The sequence below is a fragment of the Vreelandella sp. EE27 genome, assembly GCF_968206495.1.
Window position 1 is genome coordinate 738,832 of record NZ_OZ309109.1, and the last position, 20,800, is coordinate 759,631.

Sequence of the window (20,800 nt, forward strand, 5' to 3'; positions counted from 1 at the left end):
GGGTTACGTGGTTTAACGTTCATCGACTTGCCAGTACGCACGAGGCTTATATGGAAACGCAGCATAATAGTACGACGCAGGGAGCGTCCGTTGGCTCGCTTTTAACGACGTTGACCCGTGAAGTCACCGATTTGGTTCGCAACGAGGCCGAGCTTGCCAAGGCCGAGGTATCGGAAAAAACCCACCAGGCCATGACCGGCATCGCCGCCATCGCCATTGCCGGTGCGGTCATTTTTGCCGGCTTTCTGGTGCTGTTGGCAGCGGCGGTCTTCCTACTCAATGAAATCCTTCCCCCGGACATGACACCCTGGCTTTCCGCCGCCATCGTGGGCGTTATCGTGGCCGTGGTGGGCATGATCATGCTCAGCGTAGGGCTCAACAAGATCAAGGCGCGCAGCCTGATGCCCCATCGCACCATGCAAAGCTTTAAGCAGGACAAGGCGCTTGCGAAGGAGCATCAGCACAACGTCAAGGAGGAGTTGAAATGAGTGAGCATCCGGACCAACGAAGCCCCGAGGAGATCGAAAAGGATATTCACCGCTCCCGTGAGCGTCTCGACTCCACGCTTAGCGAAATCGAAGAGCGTTTTTCGCCCCAGCGCCTGCTCAACGCCTCCTACGACTACCTGCGCCACGGCGGCGCGAACGAGTTTTTCACCAACCTGAGCACGACCATCAAGGAAAACCCGGTGCCGTTTTTGGTTACCGGGGCCGGGCTTGGTTGGCTGGTGACCGCCCAGCTCAGCGCCAATACGCAGCGCCAAAGCGGGGCAGCGCACTTCGCCAACTCCGAAGCCTACCCGCATAGCGGCCCGACCGGGCGCTTCGATAACACCGGTTACCGCGAAGGCCAGGCGACGGGCTTTTCGGCCGGCCAGGCGCCTGGCCGTGGCCCGCGGGAGCAGGAAAGCGACGCTTTTGGCGGTGGCCATGCGGCCGGGTTGGAGGCGGGCTCACCGCCCCGGCCTTTTGGGCGCCCGGCGCCCAGCGCGTTCTCCCACCCGCCGGCGTTTGACGAGGCGTATGGCGATGACCCGGCTGCTTCCCGCCACAACGAAGGGCCGAGCATGAAAGAACGCATGGCCGAACGAGCGCGTCATTTTGGCCACGGCGCCAGCGACGCAGCGCACCACTTGAGCGACCGGGCACACGATATGGGAGGCAGCATGCGCGACAGCACTTCGCATTTTTACGAATCATCCCAACACGGCGTTCAGGACGCCACGCAGTGGGCGCAGGACGCCGGCCGCCAAACGTCTGATTTCATTCAGCAGCACCCGCTGGTGGCCGGTGCGTTGGGGTTTGCCATTGGCGCGGCGCTGGGCGGTATTCTACCCTCTACACGTAAAGAGGATGAGTACATGGGCGAGTATCGTGACCGCTTCATGAGCGAGGCGGCGGATAGGGGCCACGAGCAAGCGGACAAGATGCAGCACACGCTTCACGAGAGGACCGAGAAGATGAAAAACGACACCGATAAGGACCATCAGGAACACGACCCCAAGCGCACGCCAAGCGATACCGAGGGCGAATCGATGCGCTACACCGACGAAGCCATGCCCGGGCACAACGCGGCCTCTGGCCCGGCGGGTAACCCGGGCAAAGAGCCCACGCCCCACGAGAAGGACCGCCGCAAAAACGAGCACGGCCTGGCCGACTCGGATACGCCTTCCGGCAATACTCAGGGCGACGATACCCTCGAGCCGCCCAAGCGTTAATCTGAAACACCCCACTTAAAGCGATACTTTGAGTATCGCCATAGCGCCCGGCCCACGCCGGGCGCTATTTTTTATGGCGGCGTTTTACCTCGACGCTCAAACGCCCCTCACCCAGGCGCAACGAAAGCTTCTGGCCCGGTGCGGTGTCCTGGGCGCGGTGTATCACCTGGCCCTGGTCATCCTGAGCAATCGCGTAGCCCCGGCCCAGTACGGCCAGTGGGCTCACCGCGTTCAGTTCCCGCGCGGCGCTGGTCAGCCTGGCCCGGCGCGCTTCAAGGGTGCGCTGCATGGCGCCTTTTAGGCGCCGCTCGAGCTGGTCGATGCGCGTTTGCTCTGCCTGGTGAAGCCGCGCCATGTCTTGGCTTGCCAGGCGCTTGCCAAGCTGGGTGGCGCGGCCCTGCTGTTGCGTCAGGGTCAACTGCATGGCGCGTTGAAGGCGTTGGCCTAGCTGCTCGACCTGCTGGCGCTTTTGGGCGAGCTGCTCGCCGGGGTGTTTAAGCCGGGCGCGCAGGTTGTCCAGCCGCTGACTTTCGCGTTGAAGCTTTTGCTGCATGGCCCGGCGCAGGCGCGCCTCGCTCTGGCCAAGCGTTCGGGCAAGCGCTTGGCCGTCCGGCACCAGCCGCTCCGCCGCGGCCGAGGGCGTGGGGGCGCGCACATCGGCGGCGAAGTCGGCAAGGGTGGTGTCCACCTCATGACCCACCGCGGACATCACCGGCAGGCGCGAGTTGAAAATCGCCCGGGCCAGGTGTTCGTTGTTGAACGCCCACAGGTCCTCCAGGCTGCCGCCGCCCCGGGTGATCAGTATTGCGTCCTGGTTCGGGTCCAGCCGCGTTTGCCGGTTCAAAAGCGCCAGCGCCGAGACCATCGCCGGCGCGGCCTCGGCCCCCTGAACCGGCACCGGGATCAGCGTTACGTCCGTCAGCGGCCAGCGCGCTTTGAGGACCGCCAATACATCGCGAATCGCCGCCCCGGTGGCGGAGCTTAGAATCAATAGCTTGCGGGGCGGGTAGGGGAGTTCCCGGGCGTTGGCGAACACCCCCTCGCCATCCAGCTGCGCTTTCAGCCGCTCGAAGGCCGCTAAAAGCTCGCCAAGGCCTGCCGCCTGCACCGCCTCGGCAATCAGCTGATAGTCGCCCCGGGGCTCGAACAGCGAAACCTTGCCGCGCAGCTTGACCTGGTCGCCGTCGCGCATGGGCGCGGCCACGAAACGCGCGCGCTGACGAAACAGCGCGCAGCGCACCTGGGCCCGGTCGTCCTTCAAGGTGAAGTAGATGTGGCCCGAGGCGGGTTTGGAAACGTTGGAGAGCTCGCCCTCGACCCAGACCTCGCCCATGTCGCGCTCCAGCGCCTGGCGGGCCTGCTTGTTGAGGGCGCTCACGGAAAGCGCTTGGGAAGAAGGTGAGGTCATGGAAGGCTTAGGATCGAGAAAGCGCTTAGCCTAGCATTAATTGCGCGTGAGCAAATGGTCCAGCTGGCTATGGGCGGTGAGTTCCTGCTGGCCGCTTGCCGAGAACGTGACGCCATCGAGCTCGCCGAGTAGCTGGAGCGACTCGCCCTCCCGGCGAAGCGCCGTGCCTTCACGCAGGCCGACCACCAACGCCTGGGGGGTGAGCGCCAGGTACTCGCTCAAACGCTCTTCACGGCTTTCGCCGTTGTGCCCGGCGGGTTTACCGGCAAGAAAGTGCGGGTTGAGCTGAAACGGCACCAGGCCCAGGGTTTTAAAGCTGGGCGGCTCGACGATCGGCATGTCGTTGGTGGTACAAAGCGTCGGCCCAGCGATATTCGAGCCCGCGCTCCAGCCCATGTAGGGCATGCCTTGGCCCACGCGCTCCTGAATGACCGGGAGTAGATCCGCCTCGTAAAGGCGTTTGACCAGCGCGAAGGTATTCCCCCCGCCCACGGCGATAGCTTCGGCGTTGCGCACCGCTTGCTGAGCATCCGGGGCTTGATGAATGCCCTCGACCTCGAGGCCCAGCGCCTCGAAGGCCGGGCGTACTTGCGCGAGATAGTCATCGAAGGTTTTGCCTACACCGGCGAAGGGCACGAACAGCACCCGCTTGACCGGGGTGGGGTTGTCGCCCAAAAAATCACCGATGAGGGGCTTTGCGTGGTCGAGATAGCCGGTGCTACCGGCGCGGGAGCTGCTCAATAAAAGTAAACGCGACATGGTGTGACTCCTAAACAGTGCGGGCGGCGCAATCGCGTCGCCCGTAACCTTAGATTACCGGGAACCCAGTTTAAGGGTCGAGGAGAAGAAACTGTAAAGCGCCGAACCGGTAATGAAACCCGCCCCCAGAATATAGAGCTTATGGCCGCCGTCGGTGCCAAAGCGCTTGACCACCAGCCAGCGGATGACCAGCGCAATATAGATCACGATGCCCGCCACCGGCGATGTGATGAGCAGCCCCGTGGCCAGCAGCACCCCGATCTGGCGGGACATACCGCCCACGGCCTGAATGATGGCACCTACCACGCCCCAAATCAGTAGCTGCTGGGCGACTTCCATGCTGGCGCCGGCATCGATGGTGGCGACATAAACGCGGGCGACCGGCGGCACCAGGTCGGCGGCGAAATACGCGTTGAAGACCAGCGCCACGATGACGATGGCCACGCCGAAGCTAAAAAGCTCCGCAAAGTACTGCTGACGGCGACCGTCCAGTTCGTATTCCCGGTCGGTGCCTTCGCCACGAATCACCCAGCCGGCTTTCAGGTCGTAGGCCATATCCGCAAACGCCGGGCCGGTGGCCACGGTAAAGGCGACCAGTATGCCCAGCGCTTCGCTTGGAAAACCGATCAACATGCCGATGACCAGAAAAATGAGCGCCGTCGCGAAGGAGGGGAACCACCCGGAGTGCATCGCGGCGATGCCGACGATCAACTCCGAGGCCATGGCCGCAAGGGCCGCAAATACCATCCAGCCGAACAGCATACCCAGCGGCATGTCGGTATAGATGCCCGTCCCCAGCGCCAGTGTCATCGCGATAATCAAGTAAACGCCAAATCCGTTCAGCATGGCGGTGCGCATTTGAAGCGCTGACCGCGTGGGCCGCTGGGTCGACTCGCCCTCGTTCGACTTTTCGCGACGGTCTCGACGCATCAATAAAAGGATTTGAACCAGCGCCACCAACCCGGCGCCGATCATGATGCCGTGGGGGATATAGGCGGTGCTGATATCGAAGCCGAAAAACTGCTCCGAGTAGCCGCGCAGGATCAGCCCAAGGCCCAGCGCGCACATGGCGAAGACGTTGGCGATCCAGGCGATACCGAACATTTCCGCGGGAATGCCAAAGGCCTTGCCGGTCAAGCCGCCCACCATGCCCACCAGCAGCAGAAGGGCGTTACGCCCCTTGTTGGCCGCTGCTTTCAAGGCTTCTGCCGTCGCAAGCCCCGGCGGCCAGGCCGCCCGGGCGGTGAATATCTTGCTGTCAAAAGAGAAGTAAAGAATCGAGGCATCGGTAATCACGGCCAGTGCTGCGCCAAAGAGCATGGGCACCAGCATTTGCGATTCGCCCATCAAAAACGGGATCGCCAGGGGCAAGAGCAGACCGTTGGCCGCCGAGAAGGTCGCCCCGGAAATCGTGGTTTGCACCAGCGTTTGGCGCTCGAGGGAGCGGTAGCTGCGAAAAAGGCGCAGCGGGATATACGAAAGCAAAATGGCGATCAACGCCCCGATGATCGAGGTGTTGGGCGTAATACCGACCCGGGTGATCAACTCGAGGCCGATGATCGCCCCTAATACGCAGACGATGACGTTGGTGATCATCTGCCAGGGCGAGAAGAATTTTGGATGTTGGCGCGCGAACTGTGGGGGCTCGCTATCGGCCTGCGCCGACGAGGTCGTATCGTTCATGATGGCTGTTTCCGTGTCGATGTCGTGTTTTTTTATGTAGCGAAGGTGCCGGCTAGCTCAAGAGCAGATTGGCGGCGCTGAAGACCAGTTGGCGCGGTGTCAGCGTGCGATGGCCGGAGAGCTTTGCGATGCGCGCGCGCTGGGCCAGGGTGTACCCCATGCAGTCAAGGTAGAGCGCCTCGCCTTTCAGCAAGGCGGCCTCCCGGGCGGCGCGTTCTAGTTCCTGTGTTTCGCCGTAGGGCGACGCGCTGAGCATCTCGATCTCGAAGCCCGCTTCTTCCCACCGCGCCTGGGCGTAGGCCATCTGGCGTGGCTCCGGGGTCATCACCAGCAGTTTGCCCCTGGGAAAAAGCGCTTGAAGGCCGTGGCGGACCAGCCGCTTGGGCGAGAGAACGGGCACGGGGAGTTCGCGGTAGTCGGGCAGCTCGCCGGTGCACAACACGACGATGGCATCGACCCGCTCATCCTCGGCCATCGCGCGGATCGCTGTGTCCAGCAAGGGCTCCAGGTCCTGTTCGGCGATGGTGACCTGGCGGCCATCGCGCATGCGCGAGACGAGCACCTGGGCTTGTTCGGGGATGGGGTAGCGGTGCTCGACCTCCTCGAGGGTTAGCTCATCCAGCGCCCCGCGCTCGATTACCTCGATATGTTCAGCGAGTAGCGTGGCAAGGTCCTCGTGAAGGTCGGTGCGCGGCGCCTGGCCGATCGTCACGATGCCCAAACGTGTGGGGGCGATGCTCATTGTCGTGCACCGCCTTGCTGGAAGTGGGTCTGCTCGCCGTAAAGCGCGATAAGCCGGTCGAACTCCTCGGCATCGAAGAACTGGCAGATACCGGCGGTGAAGTCTTTGGCGACCTCGACGGCGAAGCGCGCGGCCTGTTCGATATCGACTTCATGGCTTGCGCCGGTAGCGCAGCCGGCAACGGCGGTTTCCGCCGACAGCGCCAGGCCGATCACCGGCGCCTGGGTGGCCACCGCAGGCTGGAGGATGCTGTTTAGATGATGCAGGCCGTTGCCGTAGGGCGTGATGTCTTGCTGGGTCAGCGCGAAAATATCGGGCAAGCGGCCGGTCACCCGGGAGAAGACATCCATCAGGTCTTCGCTGGTGCGCAGAATGTAGCCCTGCTTGACCGTCGGCGACATGGCCACGCCGCGCACGTTGATCACGCGATTGCCCTTGGTGGTATCGATCGAGACGATGGCGTCCATCGCGGTGTCGATTTCGTGCTCCCAGGTATCCTCGAAGCTGATCGGCGAATCCATGAACGGCACCGGGTGGTGCTCGCGGGTGGGGGCATCCGGGCAGATATGTGTGGTGATGATCACATCGCCGGCTAATTGGTCACCGTTGGCTGCCATGCCAATCAGCTTGGCCGCGGCGGCCAGGGCCGCCAGCGCGCCGTCGCCGTCGGATACGAAGCCGGTAATGTCCGGGCGGGCGCCAATGCCGCCCAGGCGGCCGATCACCCCAAGCGTAGGGGCCTCTTTGCCCGCCTGCTTACCGCTGTGGCCGGCCACGGTGATATGCAAAAAATCGCTCGCGCCTTTCTCGGACTCTACTCGGGTAACGCGAATGCTCTCCGGCGCCGCGCCGCAGGCGATGAGATGCTCCTTGACCCGTTCCCCGCTGGCGCTAGGGGTATCCAGAATTTCGTGAAGATCGATCACTTGCTTAAGCATGGGCGCTGCCTCGGTAGAGTATTAGACGTAAGTAGATTACGCTTAAGCATTGATTGTATAAATTTGAATAAAAGATGGATTGATTGGTATCGCCAATGAATAACGTGACCGCCCGCCAACTCGAAGCCATCATCGCCGTGGCCGATTTGGGTAGCTTCACCGAAGCCGCTGAAAAGCTTCACATGTCTCAGCCGTCGCTTAGCCAGCTGGTGCGTCAGCTCGAGGACATGTTGGGCGTACGCCTGTTCGAGCGCACCACGCGACAGGTGAGCTTGTCCGCCGCCGGGCGGGAGTTCTTGCCGGTGGCCGAGCGGGTGCTCTCAAGGTTGGATCGTGGCCTGCAAAGCATGCGCGCCTTCGCTAAGGGCCAGCAGGGCCAAATCAGTTTCGCCGCACTCTTGACGGTGGGAGGCAGCCTGGTACCGGCGGCCATGGCGGAGTTTCAAAAGCGCTACCCGCAGATAGGCACGGAGTACCTGGAGGAGAGCGACGAGCCGATCTATCAGCAGGTGATGGCCGGCGACGTCGATTTCGGCGTGAGTGTGGCCCCCACCCATTCCGAAGAGGTCAATTTCCATCCGATCTACAAGGATTATCTTTATTTCGTCTGCGCGCCGGATCACCCCTTGGCCGGGGAGGAAGAGGTGAGCTGGCATCAGATCGTCGAGTGGCCGTTCATCGCCATGAAAGCGCGCACCAGCATGCGGCGGCTAACCGAACAGGGCTTTGCGATTGCCGGTAAACCGATGGAACCGGTGCAGGTGGCGGGGTATCAATCGACCATTCTGGGCATGGTCGCCAACAATATTGGCGTGAGTGCCTTGCCGTCTTCGCTCAAGCTGATGTTTCACCGGGACGACGTGTGCTTGATCCCCATCAGCGAAAGGCTTTACCGCGACATCGGCGTGCTGACCTCTCGCCGCCAGGAACTAACCCCCGCCGCGCAAGGCTTTATCGAAGTGTTGATGGAGCTGGTCGAAGCGAACCGTTCGCTGCTGCCAAGCCCGGAATGACCAGACCGGGTGTCGAAAAGCGCTCAGGGAACGCGCCCTCAAAGTAGAGCACCGTGGCAAAACCGGGGCGCTATAGCCAAACGCTATTCACCAGGATGCAGCCTCCACATTGATGGCGAGGCCCTCGAAACGCTATAATGGTCGATTAACTTTACCACGCCCCATCTTCCCACTTTCCATTGGGTGTTGCCGCTATGCTACGTATGGCCCAAGAAGCGCTTACGTTCGATGACGTACTCCTCGTTCCTGGCTTCTCCGACGTTCTTCCCAAGGATGTCAGCCTCAAAACCCGCCTGACCCGCAATATCACGCTCAATATTCCGCTCGTCTCCGCCGCCATGGACACGGTGACCGAAGCGCGTTTGGCGATTGCAATGGCCCAGGAAGGCGGCATTGGCATCATTCACAAGAACATGACCATGACCCAGCAAGCCGCCGAGGTGCGCAAGGTCAAAAAGCATGAAAGCGTGATCGTGAAAGACCCGGTCACCGTGAGCCCCAAGGCGAAGCTCGAAGATCTGCTGGCCATGGCCCGCGAGTACGGCTTCTCCGGCTTCCCGGTGGTCGAAGGCGAAACCCTGGTGGGGATCGTGACCGAGCGGGACATGCGCTTTCAGCCCAACGTGGGCGACAGCGTTGCCGACATCATGACCCCGCGCGAGCGCCTGGTCACCGTCGCCGAAGGCACTGATCTCGAAGCCAGCAAAGCCAAGATGCGCGAGCACCGCATCGAGAAAATGCTGATCGTCGACGACGCCTTCCACCTGCGCGGCCTGGTCACCTTCCAGGATATCGAAAAAGCCCGCACCTACCCGAACGCCGCGAAAGACACTGACGGCCGCCTGCTGGTGGGTGCTGCCGTAGGCACCGGCCCGGAAACCGGCGACCGCATCACGGCACTGGCCGAAGCGGGCGTCGACGTGGTGATCGTGGATACCGCCCACGGCCACTCCCAGGGCGTGATCGACCGTATCCGTTGGGTGAAACAGCACTTCCCGGACATTCAAGTGGTGGGCGGTAACATCGCCACCGCCGAAGCCGCCAAGGCGCTGGCCGAAGCGGGCGCCGACGGCGTGAAAGTGGGCATCGGCCCCGGTTCTATCTGCACCACGCGTATCGTCGCCGGTGTGGGCGTGCCGCAGATTACCGCGGTTTCCAACGTGGCCGCTGCGCTCAAGGAGTTCGACATTCCCTTGATTGCCGACGGCGGCGTGCGTTTTTCCGGCGACCTGGCCAAGGCGATTGCCGCCGGTGCCAGTGCGGTGATGGTGGGTGGCCTGCTGGCTGGTACCGAAGAAGCGCCGGGCGAGGTCGAGCTTTACCAGGGCCGTACCTACAAGGCGTACCGCGGTATGGGCTCTATGGGGGCGATGTCGCAAAGCCAGGGCAGTGCGGACCGTTACTTCCAGGATAAGAGCGCTGGCGCCGAGAAGCTGGTGCCGGAAGGCATCGAAGGCCGCGTGCCCTACAAGGGCCTGATGAGCGCCATCGTTCACCAGATGATGGGCGGGCTGCGCGCCTCCATGGGCTACACCGGCTGCCACGACATCGAAGAGATGCGCACCAAGCCGGAGTTCGTACAGATCACCGGCGCCGGCTTCAACGAATCCCACGTTCACGACGTGCAGATTACCAAGGAAGCCCCTAACTACCGGGTGGGCTAACCGGCACGTGAGTTAAACGGCGGCGGGCTCTGGCCCGTCGCTTGCTTTTTATAGCCCTTGTTAGAGCCCCTGTAAAAGCCTTAGCGGCCGCGCCTACACTGCTTGAGAGATACCGCCATGACAGACATTCACGCCCACAAGATTCTGATTCTCGACTTCGGCTCCCAGTACACCCAGCTGATCGCCCGCCGGGTGCGCGAAATCGGCGTTTACTCGGAAGTTCGGGCTTTTGACATCACCGAAGAAGAGATTCGCGAGTACAACCCCAACGGCATCATCCTTGCCGGTGGGCCGGAATCGGTCACCGAGCTCGAGTCCCCGCGGGCGCCGCAATCCGTGTTCGAGATGGGCCTGCCGGTCTTTGGCATCTGCTACGGCATGCAGACCATGGCCGAGCAGCTCGGCGGTAAGGTGCAGGGTTCCAATAAAAGCGAGTTCGGCTACGCCCAGATCAGCATCGACGCGGACAATGCCCTGTTCAACGGCATCAAGGACCACGTGGACAGCCAAACCGGCAAGGGCCTGCTGGATGTATGGATGAGCCACGGCGACAAGGTGGCCGAAGCGCCCGCCGAGTTCACCGTGACCGCCTCTACGCCGAGCTGCCCGATTGCCGCCATGGTGTGGGAAGAGAAGCAGTTTTACGGCGTACAGTTCCACCCGGAAGTGACCCACACCCTGCAGGGCCAGCGGATGCTCGAGCACTTCGTGCTGGATATCTGCCAGTCCGAAAAGCGCTGGACCCCGGCGCAGATCATCGAAGACCAGGTCGAGCGCGTACGCGAGCAAGTGGGCGACCGCCACGTGCTGTTGGGCCTCTCCGGCGGCGTGGACTCTTCTGTCGTTGCGGCCCTTCTCCACAAGGCGATTGGCGACCAGCTCACCTGCGTATTCGTGGATAACGGCCTGCTGCGCAAGGCGGAAGGCGACCAGGTGATGGAAACCTTCGCCAACCACATGGGCGTGAAGGTGATCCGTGTCGACGCCGAAGACCTGTTCCTGGATAAGCTAAAAGGCGAAAACGACCCGGAAGCCAAGCGCAAGATCATCGGCAACACGTTTATTGACGTATTCGATGAAGAAGCCAGCAAGATCGACGGCGTGGATTTCCTGGCCCAAGGCACCATCTACCCGGACGTGATCGAATCTGCCGCCTCCAAAACCGGCAAGTCGCACGTGATCAAATCCCACCACAACGTGGGGGGCCTTCCGGAAACCATGAAGCTCAAGCTCGTCGAGCCGCTGCGCGAGCTGTTCAAGGACGAAGTACGCAAACTCGGCCTTGAACTCGGCTTGCCCTACGACATGGTCTACCGCCACCCCTTCCCGGGGCCGGGCCTGGGCGTGCGTATTCTGGGCGAGGTGAAGAAAGAGTACGCCGACATCCTGCGTGAAGCCGACGCCATCTTCATCGAAGAACTGCGCGCCTCCGGCTGGTACGAAAAAACCAGCCAGGCGTTCGCCGTGTTCCTGCCGGTGAAATCCGTCGGCGTCGTCGGCGACGGCCGCCGCTATGAATGGGTCATCGCGCTACGCGCCGTCGAAACCATCGACTTCATGACCGCCCGCTGGGCGCACCTGCCGTATGAGCTGCTGGAGAAGGTGTCCAATCGGGTGATCAACGAGCTGGAGGGGGTGTCGCGGGTGACTTATGATGTTTCCAGCAAACCGCCTGCGACGATTGAGTGGGAGTGATTTTTTCCCAACGCGTTGTATCCAAAAACCCGCCAAAAGGCGGGTTTTTTGTGCGCTGAAACAATGGCATGTCGTAGTTGGCTGCAGTAGCATAAGTTTAACTATCTAATCCAAGTGAATGATTAATGCAAAGTACCGAACAGCAATTTTTGAAAGCGCTTGAAGACAAGCTCTGGAGCGCCGCCGACAAGCTGCGCAACAACCTCGATGCGGCCAACTACAAGCACGTGGTGCTGGGGCTGATCTTTTTGAAGTACGTCTCCGACGCGTTCGAGGAGCGCCAGCGCGAGCTGCTGGCGCTTTTTAAAGACGACGCCGACGACAACATCTACTACCTGCCGCGAGAGGATTTCGACAGCGAGGCCGAGTACGAACAGGCACTCGCTGACGAGCTGGAAATTCTCGATTACTACCGCGAGGCCAACGTGTTCTGGGTGCCGAAAGAGGCGCGCTGGAACACGCTGAAAGAGAGCGCCGCACTGCCCACCGGCTCGGTGCTTTGGCAAAACAGCAAGGGCGAAGATGTGCGCCTGCGCTCGGTGGGCTGGCTGATTGACAACGCCTTGGAGGCCATCGAGAAAAGTAACGACAAGCTCAAGGGCGTGCTGGAAGGCATCAGCCGCTTTCAGGTCGATAACGACAAGCTGATCGGGCTGATCAACTCCTTCTCGGATACGTCTTTTACTCAGCCGACCCTCGACGGCGAGCCGCTCAACCTGCGCAGCAAGGACATCCTCGGCCACGTCTATGAGTACTTCCTCGGCCAGTTCGCCTTGGCCGAAGGCAAGCAGGGCGGACAGTACTACACGCCCAAGAGCATCGTCTCACTGATCGTCGAGATGTTGGAGCCCTACAAGGGGCGGGTGTATGACCCGGCGATGGGCTCGGGTGGCTTCTTTGTCTCTTCCGACAAGTTCATCGAAGAGCACGCCCGCGAGCACCACTACGACCCCGCCGAGCAGAAAAAGCACGTGTCCATCTACGGGCAGGAATCCAACCCCACCACCTGGCGGCTGGCGGCGATGAACATGGCCATTCGCGGCATTGACTTCAATTTCGGCAAGAAAAACGCCGACAGCTTTCTCGATGACCAGCACCCGGACCTGCGCGCCGACTTCGTGATGGCCAACCCGCCGTTCAACGTCAAGGACTGGTGGCACGAATCGCTGGCCGACGACGTGCGCTGGCAGCACGGCACCCCGCCCAAGGGCAATGCCAACTTCGCCTGGTTGCAGCACATGCTGCACCACCTCGCCCCTGTGGGCAGCATGGCGCTGCTGCTCGCTAACGGTTCAATGAGTTCCAACAGCGGCGGCGAAGGCGAAATCCGTCGCCGCCTGGTCGAAGAAGATCTGGTTGAGTGCATCGTCGCCCTACCGGGCCAGCTCTTCACCAATACCCAGATTCCCGCCTGCATCTGGTTTCTGACACGTGACAAATCCGGCGGTTTCTCGCCCAACGGCGTCGAAAAGCGCCGCCGTAAAGGCGAGGTGTTGTTTATAGACGCCCGCCAGCAGGGCTATATGCGCGACCGCGTGCTGCGCGATTTTACCGCTGATGACATCGCCAAAATCAGTGACACCTTCCACAGCTGGCAGCGCACCGACACGTTTGAAGACGTGCCGGGCTTCTGCGCCGCAGCCGAGCTTGCCGCGATTGAAAAGCACGACTTCGTGCTCACACCGGGGCGCTACGTGGGCGCCGCTGCGCAGGAAGAGGACGACGAACCCTTTGCCGACAAGATGACGCGGCTAACGGCACAACTGAAAGGGCAGTTCGAGGAAAGCGACCGGCTGGAAGCCGAGATCAAGCGGAATCTTGGAGGGCTGGGTTATGAGTGCTGAGTGGCCTTTGGTCGTCTTGGGCGAACATGTTGATTCTTGCCTAGGAAAAATGCTGGATAAAAATAAAAATAAAGGTGTCGATAAACCCTATCTAGGGAACAGCAATGTTCGCTGGGGAGAGTTTGAGTTATCTGATTTAGGCAGAATGAAGTTTGAAGATGGTGAGAGCGAGAGGTATGGAATTAATGATGGTGATCTAATTGTCTGTGAAGGTGGAGAGCCAGGGCGTTGTGCTATCTGGAAAAACGATCTACCTAACATGAAAATTCAAAAAGCGCTCCATCGTATTAGAACAAGAGAATCTCTGAACAATTATTACCTTTATTATTGGTTTCTTTACGCAGGTAAACACGGACTTCTTGAGCCATATTTCACTGGTACAACAATTAAACATCTAACTGGCAAGGCGTTAAACTCTTTAAAGATACCTTTGCCGCCTCGCAGCTTTCAAGATTTTATAGCTAATACTCTTAGTGTTTTTGATCAAAAGATCCAGGCTAATAAAAAAATCAACCAAACCCTCGAACAGATGGCCCAGGCCCTCTTCAAAAGCTGGTTTGTCGATTTTGAGCCGGTCAAGGCCAAGATCGCCGCGCGCCAGCGCTGGCAGGCGCTCCAGCCAGAGAATGAATCCGCATCCCCCGTCTGCTACGCCGCCGAGTTTGACGAGCCGCCCGCGGTAGGCGATCTAGAAACGACCATGAACCGCGCCGCAATGCAGGCGATTGCCGGTAAGACGGCGGCGCAGCTCGATGCACTGCACGCGGAAGATCCCGAGCGCTATCAGGAGCTGTATGAGACCGCCGCGCTGTTTCCCTCGGCGATGCAGGCGAGTGAGCTGGGGGAGATTCCGGAGGGGTGGGAATGCTCAACCATTGGCGCGGAAGTCGAGATCAAAGGGGGGGGGACGCCGCCCACAAAAAATAAAGAGTATTGGGAAAGTGGTAGTATCAACTGGACTAGCCCAAAGGATCTTTCTGGTGCTCAAAGTAAGGTCATGATTTCGACAGAAAGAAAAATCACGGAGGCTGGTTTAGCAAAGATAAGCTCTGGTCTACTTCCTATAGATACGGTTTTGATGTCTTCTCGTGCGCCGGTTGGCTACCTTGCTTTGGCAAAAGTTCCTGTGGCCATTAATCAAGGCTATATTGCCATGATTTGCAAAAAAAGGCTGCAGCCCGAATTTGTTCTTCAATGGGCTGAATCTGTTATGGATGATATCAAGCAGCTCGCTAGCGGAAGTACATTTGCGGAGATAAGTAAGAAAAGCTTTCGCGGTATTCCTGTTGTGGTGCCTGCCGGCAATTTAGTATCGGTTTACTCCGATACTACAAGGCTAAAGTATTTAGCTGTAGAGCTGAATTTAAAAAGCTCAGATAGACTGTCAGATATGCGCGACTCATTGCTCCCAAAACTTCTTGCGGGAGGAATAAGCCTCTCTTCCCAAGAGGTTTAGACATGGAGTATTTAAAAAGTATGTTTGATTCCGAATTGCGCTGGGTTGAGGGTGCGGGCGAAAACGAGGGTAAGTTAGGTTTTGGAGATATTTATTTCTACCCTAGCGAGATTCTAAAAGGCCTTGATACTGCAGGGTATGAAAATGCTTTTATAGAATGGTGTAACCAAAGACGTAATGAAAGACTTCAAAAAGCTGATGAAATATTGGCACTTTACGATAATAAAGATCGTTTTGTTAGGCTCAAGGAAATATACGCAAAAGGAGCAGTAACTCCCTTTATAGGAGCTGGCTTGTCGAGGCCATCGGGTTACCCAGGTTGGACTGAATTTCTAGAAAGAGTTCTTCCAGAAACAGACGTTGACAAAACTAAGTTTGATAGCCTTATTGATGATGGTGATTTTGAAGAGGCTGCTGAACTCTTATGTAATGATCTTCCAAGAGGGAGTTTTCTAGAGCAAGTCGAAAATGCATTCGGTGTGTCAAGAGATATTGATGGATGCGTCCGAAAACTTCCTTATGTTTTTACATCTGCTGTAATTACAACAAATTTTGATAACGTATTGGAAAGAGTTTATAGCGAGAGCGATCTTGGAGCATTTGATGAGAACTTGTTAGCTGGTGACGCTGAAGAACTGCCTAGAGCGTTAGGAGAAGGTAAAAGGACCTTAATAAAGCTGCACGGTTCAGCTAATAAGTCAAAAAACCGGATTCTAACAAAGTCTGAATATGATCGACACTATCAAAAAGAAGGGAGTCTCGAAAGCGTGATAGAGGCTCTTTCTACGAGAACACTTCTTTTTTTTGGGTGTAGCTTGACCGTAGATAGAACGCTGACGTGTCTGAAAGAGATAGTTGCGCGCAAAGGGGTAGAAAATTCACCAAAGCATTATGCTTTTTTAAAAACATCAGATTTAAAAGCCAGGAATAGACATAAGCGTCAGTTAGCAGAATGCAATATCCATGTTATCTGGTATACCGATGACCATGACGAGTGCTTGGACGCGCTACTCGAAAAGCTAATGGAAGGAGTAGACGCATGACAGAAGATCAGTTGGAACAGCTATGTCTTGGGTGGTTTTGCGACGTAGGATGGGAAGCCGTTCACGGGCCGAACATCGCCCACGACGGCGCCAACCCTGAGCGCGACGATTACAAACAGGTGTTGCTGCGCGCCGATCTCGAAAAAGCCATCACTTGGCTCAATCCGCAGTTGCCCGATGATGCCGTTCAGCAGGCAGTGGCGCAGGTCAGCAAACCGCAAAGCCCTGATTTGACCATAAGCAACCGCGCCTTCCATCAGTGGCTGCTCGACGGCGTGCCGGTGCAGTATAAGCGTGATGATGACGAGGTCATTTATGACCACGCCTTTCTGATTGATTTCGAGCGCGTCGAGGCCAACCGCTTCCGCGCTATCAATCAGTTTACCCTTCAGGGTAGCAAGCAGCCCCGCCGCCCGGATATTGTCTGTTTCGTCAATGGTCTTCCTCTGGCGGTGATTGAGCTGAAAAGCCCGAGCAGTGAAACCGCCGATGTCACCGGCGCCTTCAATCAGCTGCAGACCTACAAGACAGAAATTCCCGATCTGTTCGTCACCAACGAAGCGCTCATCATCAGTGACGGCTACACCGCGCGGGTCGGTTCATTAACGGCAGATCAGGAGCGCTTCATGCCGTGGCGCACCATCAAGGATGAAGATGACAAGCCGCTCATGGAGTGGCAGTTGGAAACTTTAGTGCGCGGATTTTTCGACCGGGCGTTGTTCCTCGATTATCTGCGCTACTTCGTGCTGTTTGAGACCGACGCCGAGCGGGTGATTAAGAAAATCGCCGGGTATCACCAGTTTCACGCCGTGCGTGAAGCGGTGAAAGCGACCGTGATTGCTTCTGAGAAACTTACAGCGGGCGTAGATGAGAAGCGTGCGACTTACGGTGATGAGGTTAAGCCCGGCAGCAAGAAGGCCGGGGTGGTGTGGCATACCCAAGGCTCAGGCAAAAGCATTTCGATGGTCTGCTATGCGGGCAAGCTAGTGCAGCAACCGGCGATGCACAACCCCACGCTGATCGTGGTGACCGACCGCAACGACCTGGACGGCCAGCTGTTCGGCACGTTCAGCAGCGCGCGAGATCTACTCAAGCAGGACCCAATCCAGGCCGAAGACCGCGAAAGCCTGCGCCAAAAGCTCGCCGAGCGCGAATCTGGCGGTATTATATTTACCACGGTGCAGAAGTTCGCTCTGCTTGAAGACGAGAGCGGCCACCCGAGCCTCAATGACCGCCACAATATCGTGGTGATTTCGGACGAGGCCCACCGCAGCCAGTACGGCCTGAAAGCCACGCTCAAGCAGGATGGCACTTATACATTCGGCTTTGCCAAGCACATGCGCGACGCCTTACCTAACGCCTCGTTCATCGGCTTTACCGGCACGCCTATCGCTAGTGAAGACAAGGATACCCGAGCCGTCTTCGGCGATTACGTCTCGATCTACGACATCCAGGACGCCGTGGACGATGGCGCCACTGTACCCATCTTTTACGAATCCCGCTTGGCGCGGCTCGATATCAACCGTGAGGAGATCCACCAGCTCTCCGAGCAGGTTGACGAGGTCATCGAGGACGAGGAAGATACCGGCGCGCGGGAGCGCACCAAGGGTGAGTGGAGCCGTCTGGAAAAGTTGATGGGTACCGAGCCACGTTTGCAGCGCATCGCGGCGGACCTCGTCGAGCACTTCGAGACGCGCAACGAGATCGTTGAGGGCAAGGCGATGATCGTTGCCATGAGCCGTAGCATCTGCGCGCAGCTCTATAACGAAATCGTCAAACTGCGCCCCGAGTGGCACGACGACGATCCGGAAAAGGGCGCGATCAAGGTCATCATGACCGGCTCGGCGGCCGACAGTCCGCTACTGACACCGCACATCTATAACAAGAAGACTAAGAAGCGGCTGGAGAAACGCTTTAAGAATCCGGCGGACCCGCTAAAGCTGGTGATCGTCCGCGATATGTGGCTGACCGGTTTCGATGCGCCGTGCTGCCATACCATGTACGTCGACAAGCCCATGAAAGGGCACAACCTGATGCAGGCCATCGCCCGGGTGAACCGGGTGTTCAAGGACAAGCCCGGCGGGCTGGTGGTGGACTACATCGGCATTGCCAACGAGTTGAAAAACGCCCTCAAGACCTACACCGACTCCCGCGGCAAGGGCCAGCCCACCTACAGCGCCGAGGAAGCTTTCGCGGTGCTCGAAGAAAAGCTCGATATCATCCATGGTATGTTTGCCAAGGGGGCCAACCGCGAGGGCTTCGACTACAGCGGCTTTGAAGAGGCGCCGCATAAGCTACTACCCGCGGCGGCCAACTATATTCTGGGCCTCGACGATGGCAAAAAGCGTTTTCTCGATACCGTGCTGCAACTCACCAAGGCGTATTCGCTGTGCAGCACGCTGGATGAAGCAAAAGCGCTGCACAAGGAGATCGCGTTTCTCTCGGCGATCAAGGCGGCACTGGTCAAACACACCAGCACGAACCGCTCGCTGAGCGAGGAACAGAAGAACTCGGCGCTCAAGCAGATTCTTGATAACGCCGTGGTGGCCGACGATGTGACGGACGTGTTCGCGCTCTGCGGGCTCGACAAGCCTAACATTGGCCTGCTCTCCGATGAATTTCTCGAAGACGTACGCCAGATGCCGCACCGCAATCTGGCCGTTGAACTATTGGAGAAACTGCTCAAGGACGACATCAAGGCCAAAACGCGCACCAATGCCGTGCAGGAGAAAAAGTACTCTGACCGCCTGCAGGATACGCTGCGCAAGTACAACAACCGCGGTATCGAAACGGCACAGGTGATTGAAGAGCTGATCGAGATGGCCAAGCAGTTCAAGGCCGATATGGAACGCGACGAGGCGCTTGGCCTGAGCGCTGACGAGATCGCCTTTTACGACGCCTTGATTACCAATGAAAGCGCCGTGCTGGAGCTTGGCGATGATCAGTTGCGGGCACTGGCGGTTGAAGTCACCAACAAGCTGCGCGGCTCGACCACTGTCGACTGGCAGGTGCGCGAAAGCGTGCGCGCCAAGCTGCGCATTCTGGTGCGCCGGACGCTCCAGCGCTACAAGTATCCGCCGGACAAGTCACCGGAAGTCATCGAGCTGATTCTGAAGCAGGCTGAGTTGCTGTCGAATCAATGGTCATCCTGATCATCACCGTTTTGGAGTTTGTATGACATCGCCGCAGGGCCGCCCAACCTCCATCCGTATCTTCCTCGCCGACGGCACGCCCGAAGGTCTGCGCATTGTCGAGAAGTCCAATTGGACAGGCCGGGCGGTGGTGGCCAACCGCTCCCAGCTCGAAGGGGCGCTTAAACGAAACGAGATGACCCAGCCGGGCGTCTATGTCCTCACGGGGCAAACGGACGACGGCGCGGCCAAACTCTATGTCGGCGAGGCCGATGCGCTTTGCGAGCGAATCAAGCAGCACGTGGTGGGCAAGGAGTTCTGGACCCGAACTATTGCCTTCACAAGCACTAACGAAGGCTTGAACAAGGCTAATGTTCGCTATCTGGAAGCGCGCTTATTGGGCTTAGCGAAGGCAGCCAATCAGTGGGCGGTGGAGAATACGGCTTATCCCACGCCACCTCCGTTGAATGAAGCGGATCGTGCGGATGCCGAGTGGTTTCTGGCCGAGATGCTGGTGATCTTTCCGCTGCTCGGGATCGATGCCTTCGAGTCGGCGAGTAGCCAAACCGATGTTTCATCGGCTGAACCGGTAGAGCCGCCGTTGACGCTGCACCTTAACGAGCGAGGCGCGAACGGGAGTGGTAGAGAAGTAACAGGAGGCTTCGTGGTACTCAAGGGCTCATTGGCGCGTGCCGAAGAGACGGTTTCTATCCATGAGTACATGCGCGAGCAGCGCCAGCTGCTGAAAGATCGCGGGGTGCTGTCGCCGCAAAAGGATAAGCTGGCCTTTACCCAGGATTTCCGTTTTTCCTCTCCTTCTACCGCCGCCGGTGTTCTGGTGGGCGGCGCTTCAAACGGGCGAATAGCCTGGAAGGATGTTAGCGGCAAAACACTGAAGGCGATTCAGGAAGCCCGGTTGGAAAAACTATAGAAACGTTACCCGAGATTGCGGTGTTTTCGGCCAACACTAAGAGCCATAGATTGCCTCGCCCCAGCTGATTGATTATGCAAATGCAGGACAAGTTTATATGACTGAAATTCATCACTACTCACAAGTGTTTGATAATGCTTTTGATCAATTGCCACATTACCAAGCTTATCCGCGGATGCGCCCTTTTGTGGGGCGGCTTTATGGCCAGGATGGCCCAAAAATTCTGTTGGTTGCGGAAAGCCATTATCTGCCACCGGAAAGTTCGCTTCACCTTGATTCACAACGCTGGTATTCAGGCTCTGAGAAAGAATTAGGAGTTGAGGATAAACCAGGCTGGATACACACCCGAAAAATAATCGATAAAGAAAACGGCAAGTGGACAGCAAGAGGCCATGAGATCTATAGGCGTATAAACCGTGCGCTAGGCGAAGCAGGTTATCCGGAAGGAGGAAATCTGTTCAGGCACGTTGCGTTTATGAATGCTTTCCAACGGCCTGCCGCTACCGGGAAGAGCCTTAACGTCCAACGGGCGGACCTGGAAGTTGCCAAGCAGACACTCAATGGTGTGATTAATGCCATTGAATCTGACTGTGTGATTTTCGTTTCCATAAAAGCAAAAAGGCACTTGGCCAGGCATATTGAAATTGACTCAAAAGGCGTTCCTCATCCTGCGTGTGCCTGGTGGTATAGAGCTTCGAAACATGGGCCAGGTAAAGAGCGATTTATTCGTTATATCTCAGAAATTCTAAGCCGTTAGCAAGGTGCGGATAGGCGAG

Annotated in this window: 16 protein-coding genes; 11 read left to right on the top strand and 5 right to left on the bottom strand. The window is 58.4% G+C overall.

What is annotated here, in order from left to right; all coding sequences use genetic code 11:
• Positions 1-50: 50 nt before the first annotated feature.
• Both ACWHVV_RS03545 and ACWHVV_RS03550 read left to right on the top strand, forming a co-directional pair.
• Positions 51-488, top strand: coding sequence for a phage holin family protein (locus tag ACWHVV_RS03545; protein WP_447928103.1), 438 nt, complete (start codon positions 51-53; stop codon positions 486-488).
• Positions 485-1,717, top strand: a complete 1,233-nt coding sequence (locus ACWHVV_RS03550; protein ID WP_447928104.1) for a DUF3618 domain-containing protein — start codon at positions 485-487, stop codon at positions 1,715-1,717. Before ACWHVV_RS03545 ends, ACWHVV_RS03550 begins: the two co-directional genes overlap by 4 nt.
• Before the next feature lie 64 nt (positions 1,718-1,781).
• On the opposite strand, the gene xseA is transcribed toward ACWHVV_RS03550, so the two are convergent.
• Genes xseA through ACWHVV_RS03575 form a run of 5 tightly spaced genes read right to left on the bottom strand, consistent with a single transcriptional unit; the run spans position 1,782 to position 7,247 of the window.
• Positions 1,782-3,125: an exodeoxyribonuclease VII large subunit gene (gene xseA / locus ACWHVV_RS03555; protein WP_447928105.1), complete on the bottom strand. Its 1,344-nt coding sequence runs from the start codon at positions 3,123-3,125 to the stop codon at positions 1,782-1,784.
• A 36-nt stretch (positions 3,126-3,161) separates the two neighbouring features.
• Positions 3,162-3,884: a dipeptidase PepE gene (gene pepE / locus ACWHVV_RS03560; protein WP_447928106.1), complete on the bottom strand. Its 723-nt coding sequence runs from the start codon at positions 3,882-3,884 to the stop codon at positions 3,162-3,164.
• A gap of 54 nt (positions 3,885-3,938) precedes the next feature.
• Positions 3,939-5,567, bottom strand: a complete 1,629-nt coding sequence (locus ACWHVV_RS03565; RefSeq protein ID WP_447928107.1) for an OPT/YSL family transporter — start codon at positions 5,565-5,567, stop codon at positions 3,939-3,941.
• A 52-nt stretch (positions 5,568-5,619) separates the two neighbouring features.
• A complete protein-coding gene (locus tag ACWHVV_RS03570; protein WP_447928108.1) occupies positions 5,620-6,309 on the bottom strand; it encodes an AroM family protein in 690 nt (229 codons plus the stop codon).
• Positions 6,306-7,247, bottom strand: coding sequence for a DUF1177 domain-containing protein (locus tag ACWHVV_RS03575; RefSeq protein WP_447928109.1), 942 nt, complete (start codon positions 7,245-7,247; stop codon positions 6,306-6,308). The genes ACWHVV_RS03570 and ACWHVV_RS03575 overlap by 4 nt, the downstream gene beginning before the upstream one ends.
• Before the next feature lie 95 nt (positions 7,248-7,342).
• Between ACWHVV_RS03575 and ACWHVV_RS03580 the strand changes: the two genes are divergently transcribed.
• The 9 genes from ACWHVV_RS03580 (at position 7,343) to ACWHVV_RS03620 (ending at position 20,781) form a co-directional block, all read left to right on the top strand.
• A complete protein-coding gene (locus ACWHVV_RS03580) occupies positions 7,343-8,260 on the top strand; it encodes a LysR family transcriptional regulator (RefSeq protein ID WP_447928110.1) in 918 nt (305 codons plus the stop codon).
• Between the two features lie 194 nt (positions 8,261-8,454).
• The gene (gene guaB, locus ACWHVV_RS03585; RefSeq protein ID WP_447928111.1) at positions 8,455-9,924 is read left to right on the top strand and encodes an IMP dehydrogenase; all 1,470 of its coding nucleotides are present in this window, start codon (positions 8,455-8,457) and stop codon (positions 9,922-9,924) included.
• Between the two features lie 117 nt (positions 9,925-10,041).
• Positions 10,042-11,619 (top strand): glutamine-hydrolyzing GMP synthase, encoded by a 1,578-nt coding sequence (gene guaA, locus ACWHVV_RS03590; RefSeq protein ID WP_447928112.1) that lies wholly within the window; start codon positions 10,042-10,044, stop codon positions 11,617-11,619.
• A 125-nt stretch (positions 11,620-11,744) separates the two neighbouring features.
• Positions 11,745-13,463 carry a class I SAM-dependent DNA methyltransferase gene (locus ACWHVV_RS03595; protein ID WP_447928113.1) on the top strand — a complete coding sequence of 573 codons (1,719 nt, stop codon included), beginning with the start codon at positions 11,745-11,747 and terminating at the stop codon, positions 13,461-13,463.
• Positions 13,453-14,919 (top strand): restriction endonuclease subunit S, encoded by a 1,467-nt coding sequence (locus ACWHVV_RS03600; RefSeq protein ID WP_447928114.1) that lies wholly within the window; start codon positions 13,453-13,455, stop codon positions 14,917-14,919. The genes ACWHVV_RS03595 and ACWHVV_RS03600 overlap by 11 nt, the downstream gene beginning before the upstream one ends.
• 2 nt (positions 14,920-14,921) lie before the next feature.
• Positions 14,922-15,962, top strand: a complete 1,041-nt coding sequence (locus tag ACWHVV_RS03605; protein WP_447928115.1) for an SIR2 family protein — start codon at positions 14,922-14,924, stop codon at positions 15,960-15,962.
• A complete protein-coding gene (locus tag ACWHVV_RS03610) occupies positions 15,959-19,114 on the top strand; it encodes a type I restriction endonuclease subunit R (protein ID WP_447928116.1) in 3,156 nt (1,051 codons plus the stop codon). The genes ACWHVV_RS03605 and ACWHVV_RS03610 overlap by 4 nt, the downstream gene beginning before the upstream one ends.
• Before the next feature lie 22 nt (positions 19,115-19,136).
• The gene (locus ACWHVV_RS03615) at positions 19,137-20,024 is read left to right on the top strand and encodes a GIY-YIG nuclease family protein (protein ID WP_447928117.1); all 888 of its coding nucleotides are present in this window, start codon (positions 19,137-19,139) and stop codon (positions 20,022-20,024) included.
• Positions 20,025-20,121: 97 nt separating this feature from the next.
• Positions 20,122-20,781 (top strand): hypothetical protein, encoded by a 660-nt coding sequence (locus tag ACWHVV_RS03620; RefSeq protein WP_447928118.1) that lies wholly within the window; start codon positions 20,122-20,124, stop codon positions 20,779-20,781.
• The last annotated feature ends 19 nt before the right edge of the window (positions 20,782-20,800 follow it).

What these genes read in the sequence shown, in the direction of transcription:
- ACWHVV_RS03545 (WP_447928103.1), top strand. Translation starts at nt 51, where the DNA reads ATGGAAACGCAGCATAATAGTACGACGCAGGGAGCGTCCGTTGGCTCG.
- ACWHVV_RS03550 (WP_447928104.1), top strand. Translation starts at nt 485, where the DNA reads ATGAGTGAGCATCCGGACCAACGAAGCCCCGAGGAGATCGAAAAGGAT.
- xseA (WP_447928105.1), bottom strand. Translation starts at nt 3,125, where the DNA reads ATGACCTCACCTTCTTCCCAAGCGCTTTCCGTGAGCGCCCTCAACAAG.
- pepE (WP_447928106.1), bottom strand. Translation starts at nt 3,884, where the DNA reads ATGTCGCGTTTACTTTTATTGAGCAGCTCCCGCGCCGGTAGCACCGGC.
- ACWHVV_RS03565 (WP_447928107.1), bottom strand. Translation starts at nt 5,567, where the DNA reads ATGAACGATACGACCTCGTCGGCGCAGGCCGATAGCGAGCCCCCACAG.
- ACWHVV_RS03570 (WP_447928108.1), bottom strand. Translation starts at nt 6,309, where the DNA reads ATGAGCATCGCCCCCACACGTTTGGGCATCGTGACGATCGGCCAGGCG.
- ACWHVV_RS03575 (WP_447928109.1), bottom strand. Translation starts at nt 7,247, where the DNA reads ATGCTTAAGCAAGTGATCGATCTTCACGAAATTCTGGATACCCCTAGC.
- ACWHVV_RS03580 (WP_447928110.1), top strand. Translation starts at nt 7,343, where the DNA reads ATGAATAACGTGACCGCCCGCCAACTCGAAGCCATCATCGCCGTGGCC.
- guaB (WP_447928111.1), top strand. Translation starts at nt 8,455, where the DNA reads ATGCTACGTATGGCCCAAGAAGCGCTTACGTTCGATGACGTACTCCTC.
- guaA (WP_447928112.1), top strand. Translation starts at nt 10,042, where the DNA reads ATGACAGACATTCACGCCCACAAGATTCTGATTCTCGACTTCGGCTCC.
- ACWHVV_RS03595 (WP_447928113.1), top strand. Translation starts at nt 11,745, where the DNA reads ATGCAAAGTACCGAACAGCAATTTTTGAAAGCGCTTGAAGACAAGCTC.
- ACWHVV_RS03600 (WP_447928114.1), top strand. Translation starts at nt 13,453, where the DNA reads ATGAGTGCTGAGTGGCCTTTGGTCGTCTTGGGCGAACATGTTGATTCT.
- ACWHVV_RS03605 (WP_447928115.1), top strand. Translation starts at nt 14,922, where the DNA reads ATGGAGTATTTAAAAAGTATGTTTGATTCCGAATTGCGCTGGGTTGAG.
- ACWHVV_RS03610 (WP_447928116.1), top strand. Translation starts at nt 15,959, where the DNA reads ATGACAGAAGATCAGTTGGAACAGCTATGTCTTGGGTGGTTTTGCGAC.
- ACWHVV_RS03615 (WP_447928117.1), top strand. Translation starts at nt 19,137, where the DNA reads ATGACATCGCCGCAGGGCCGCCCAACCTCCATCCGTATCTTCCTCGCC.
- ACWHVV_RS03620 (WP_447928118.1), top strand. Translation starts at nt 20,122, where the DNA reads ATGACTGAAATTCATCACTACTCACAAGTGTTTGATAATGCTTTTGAT.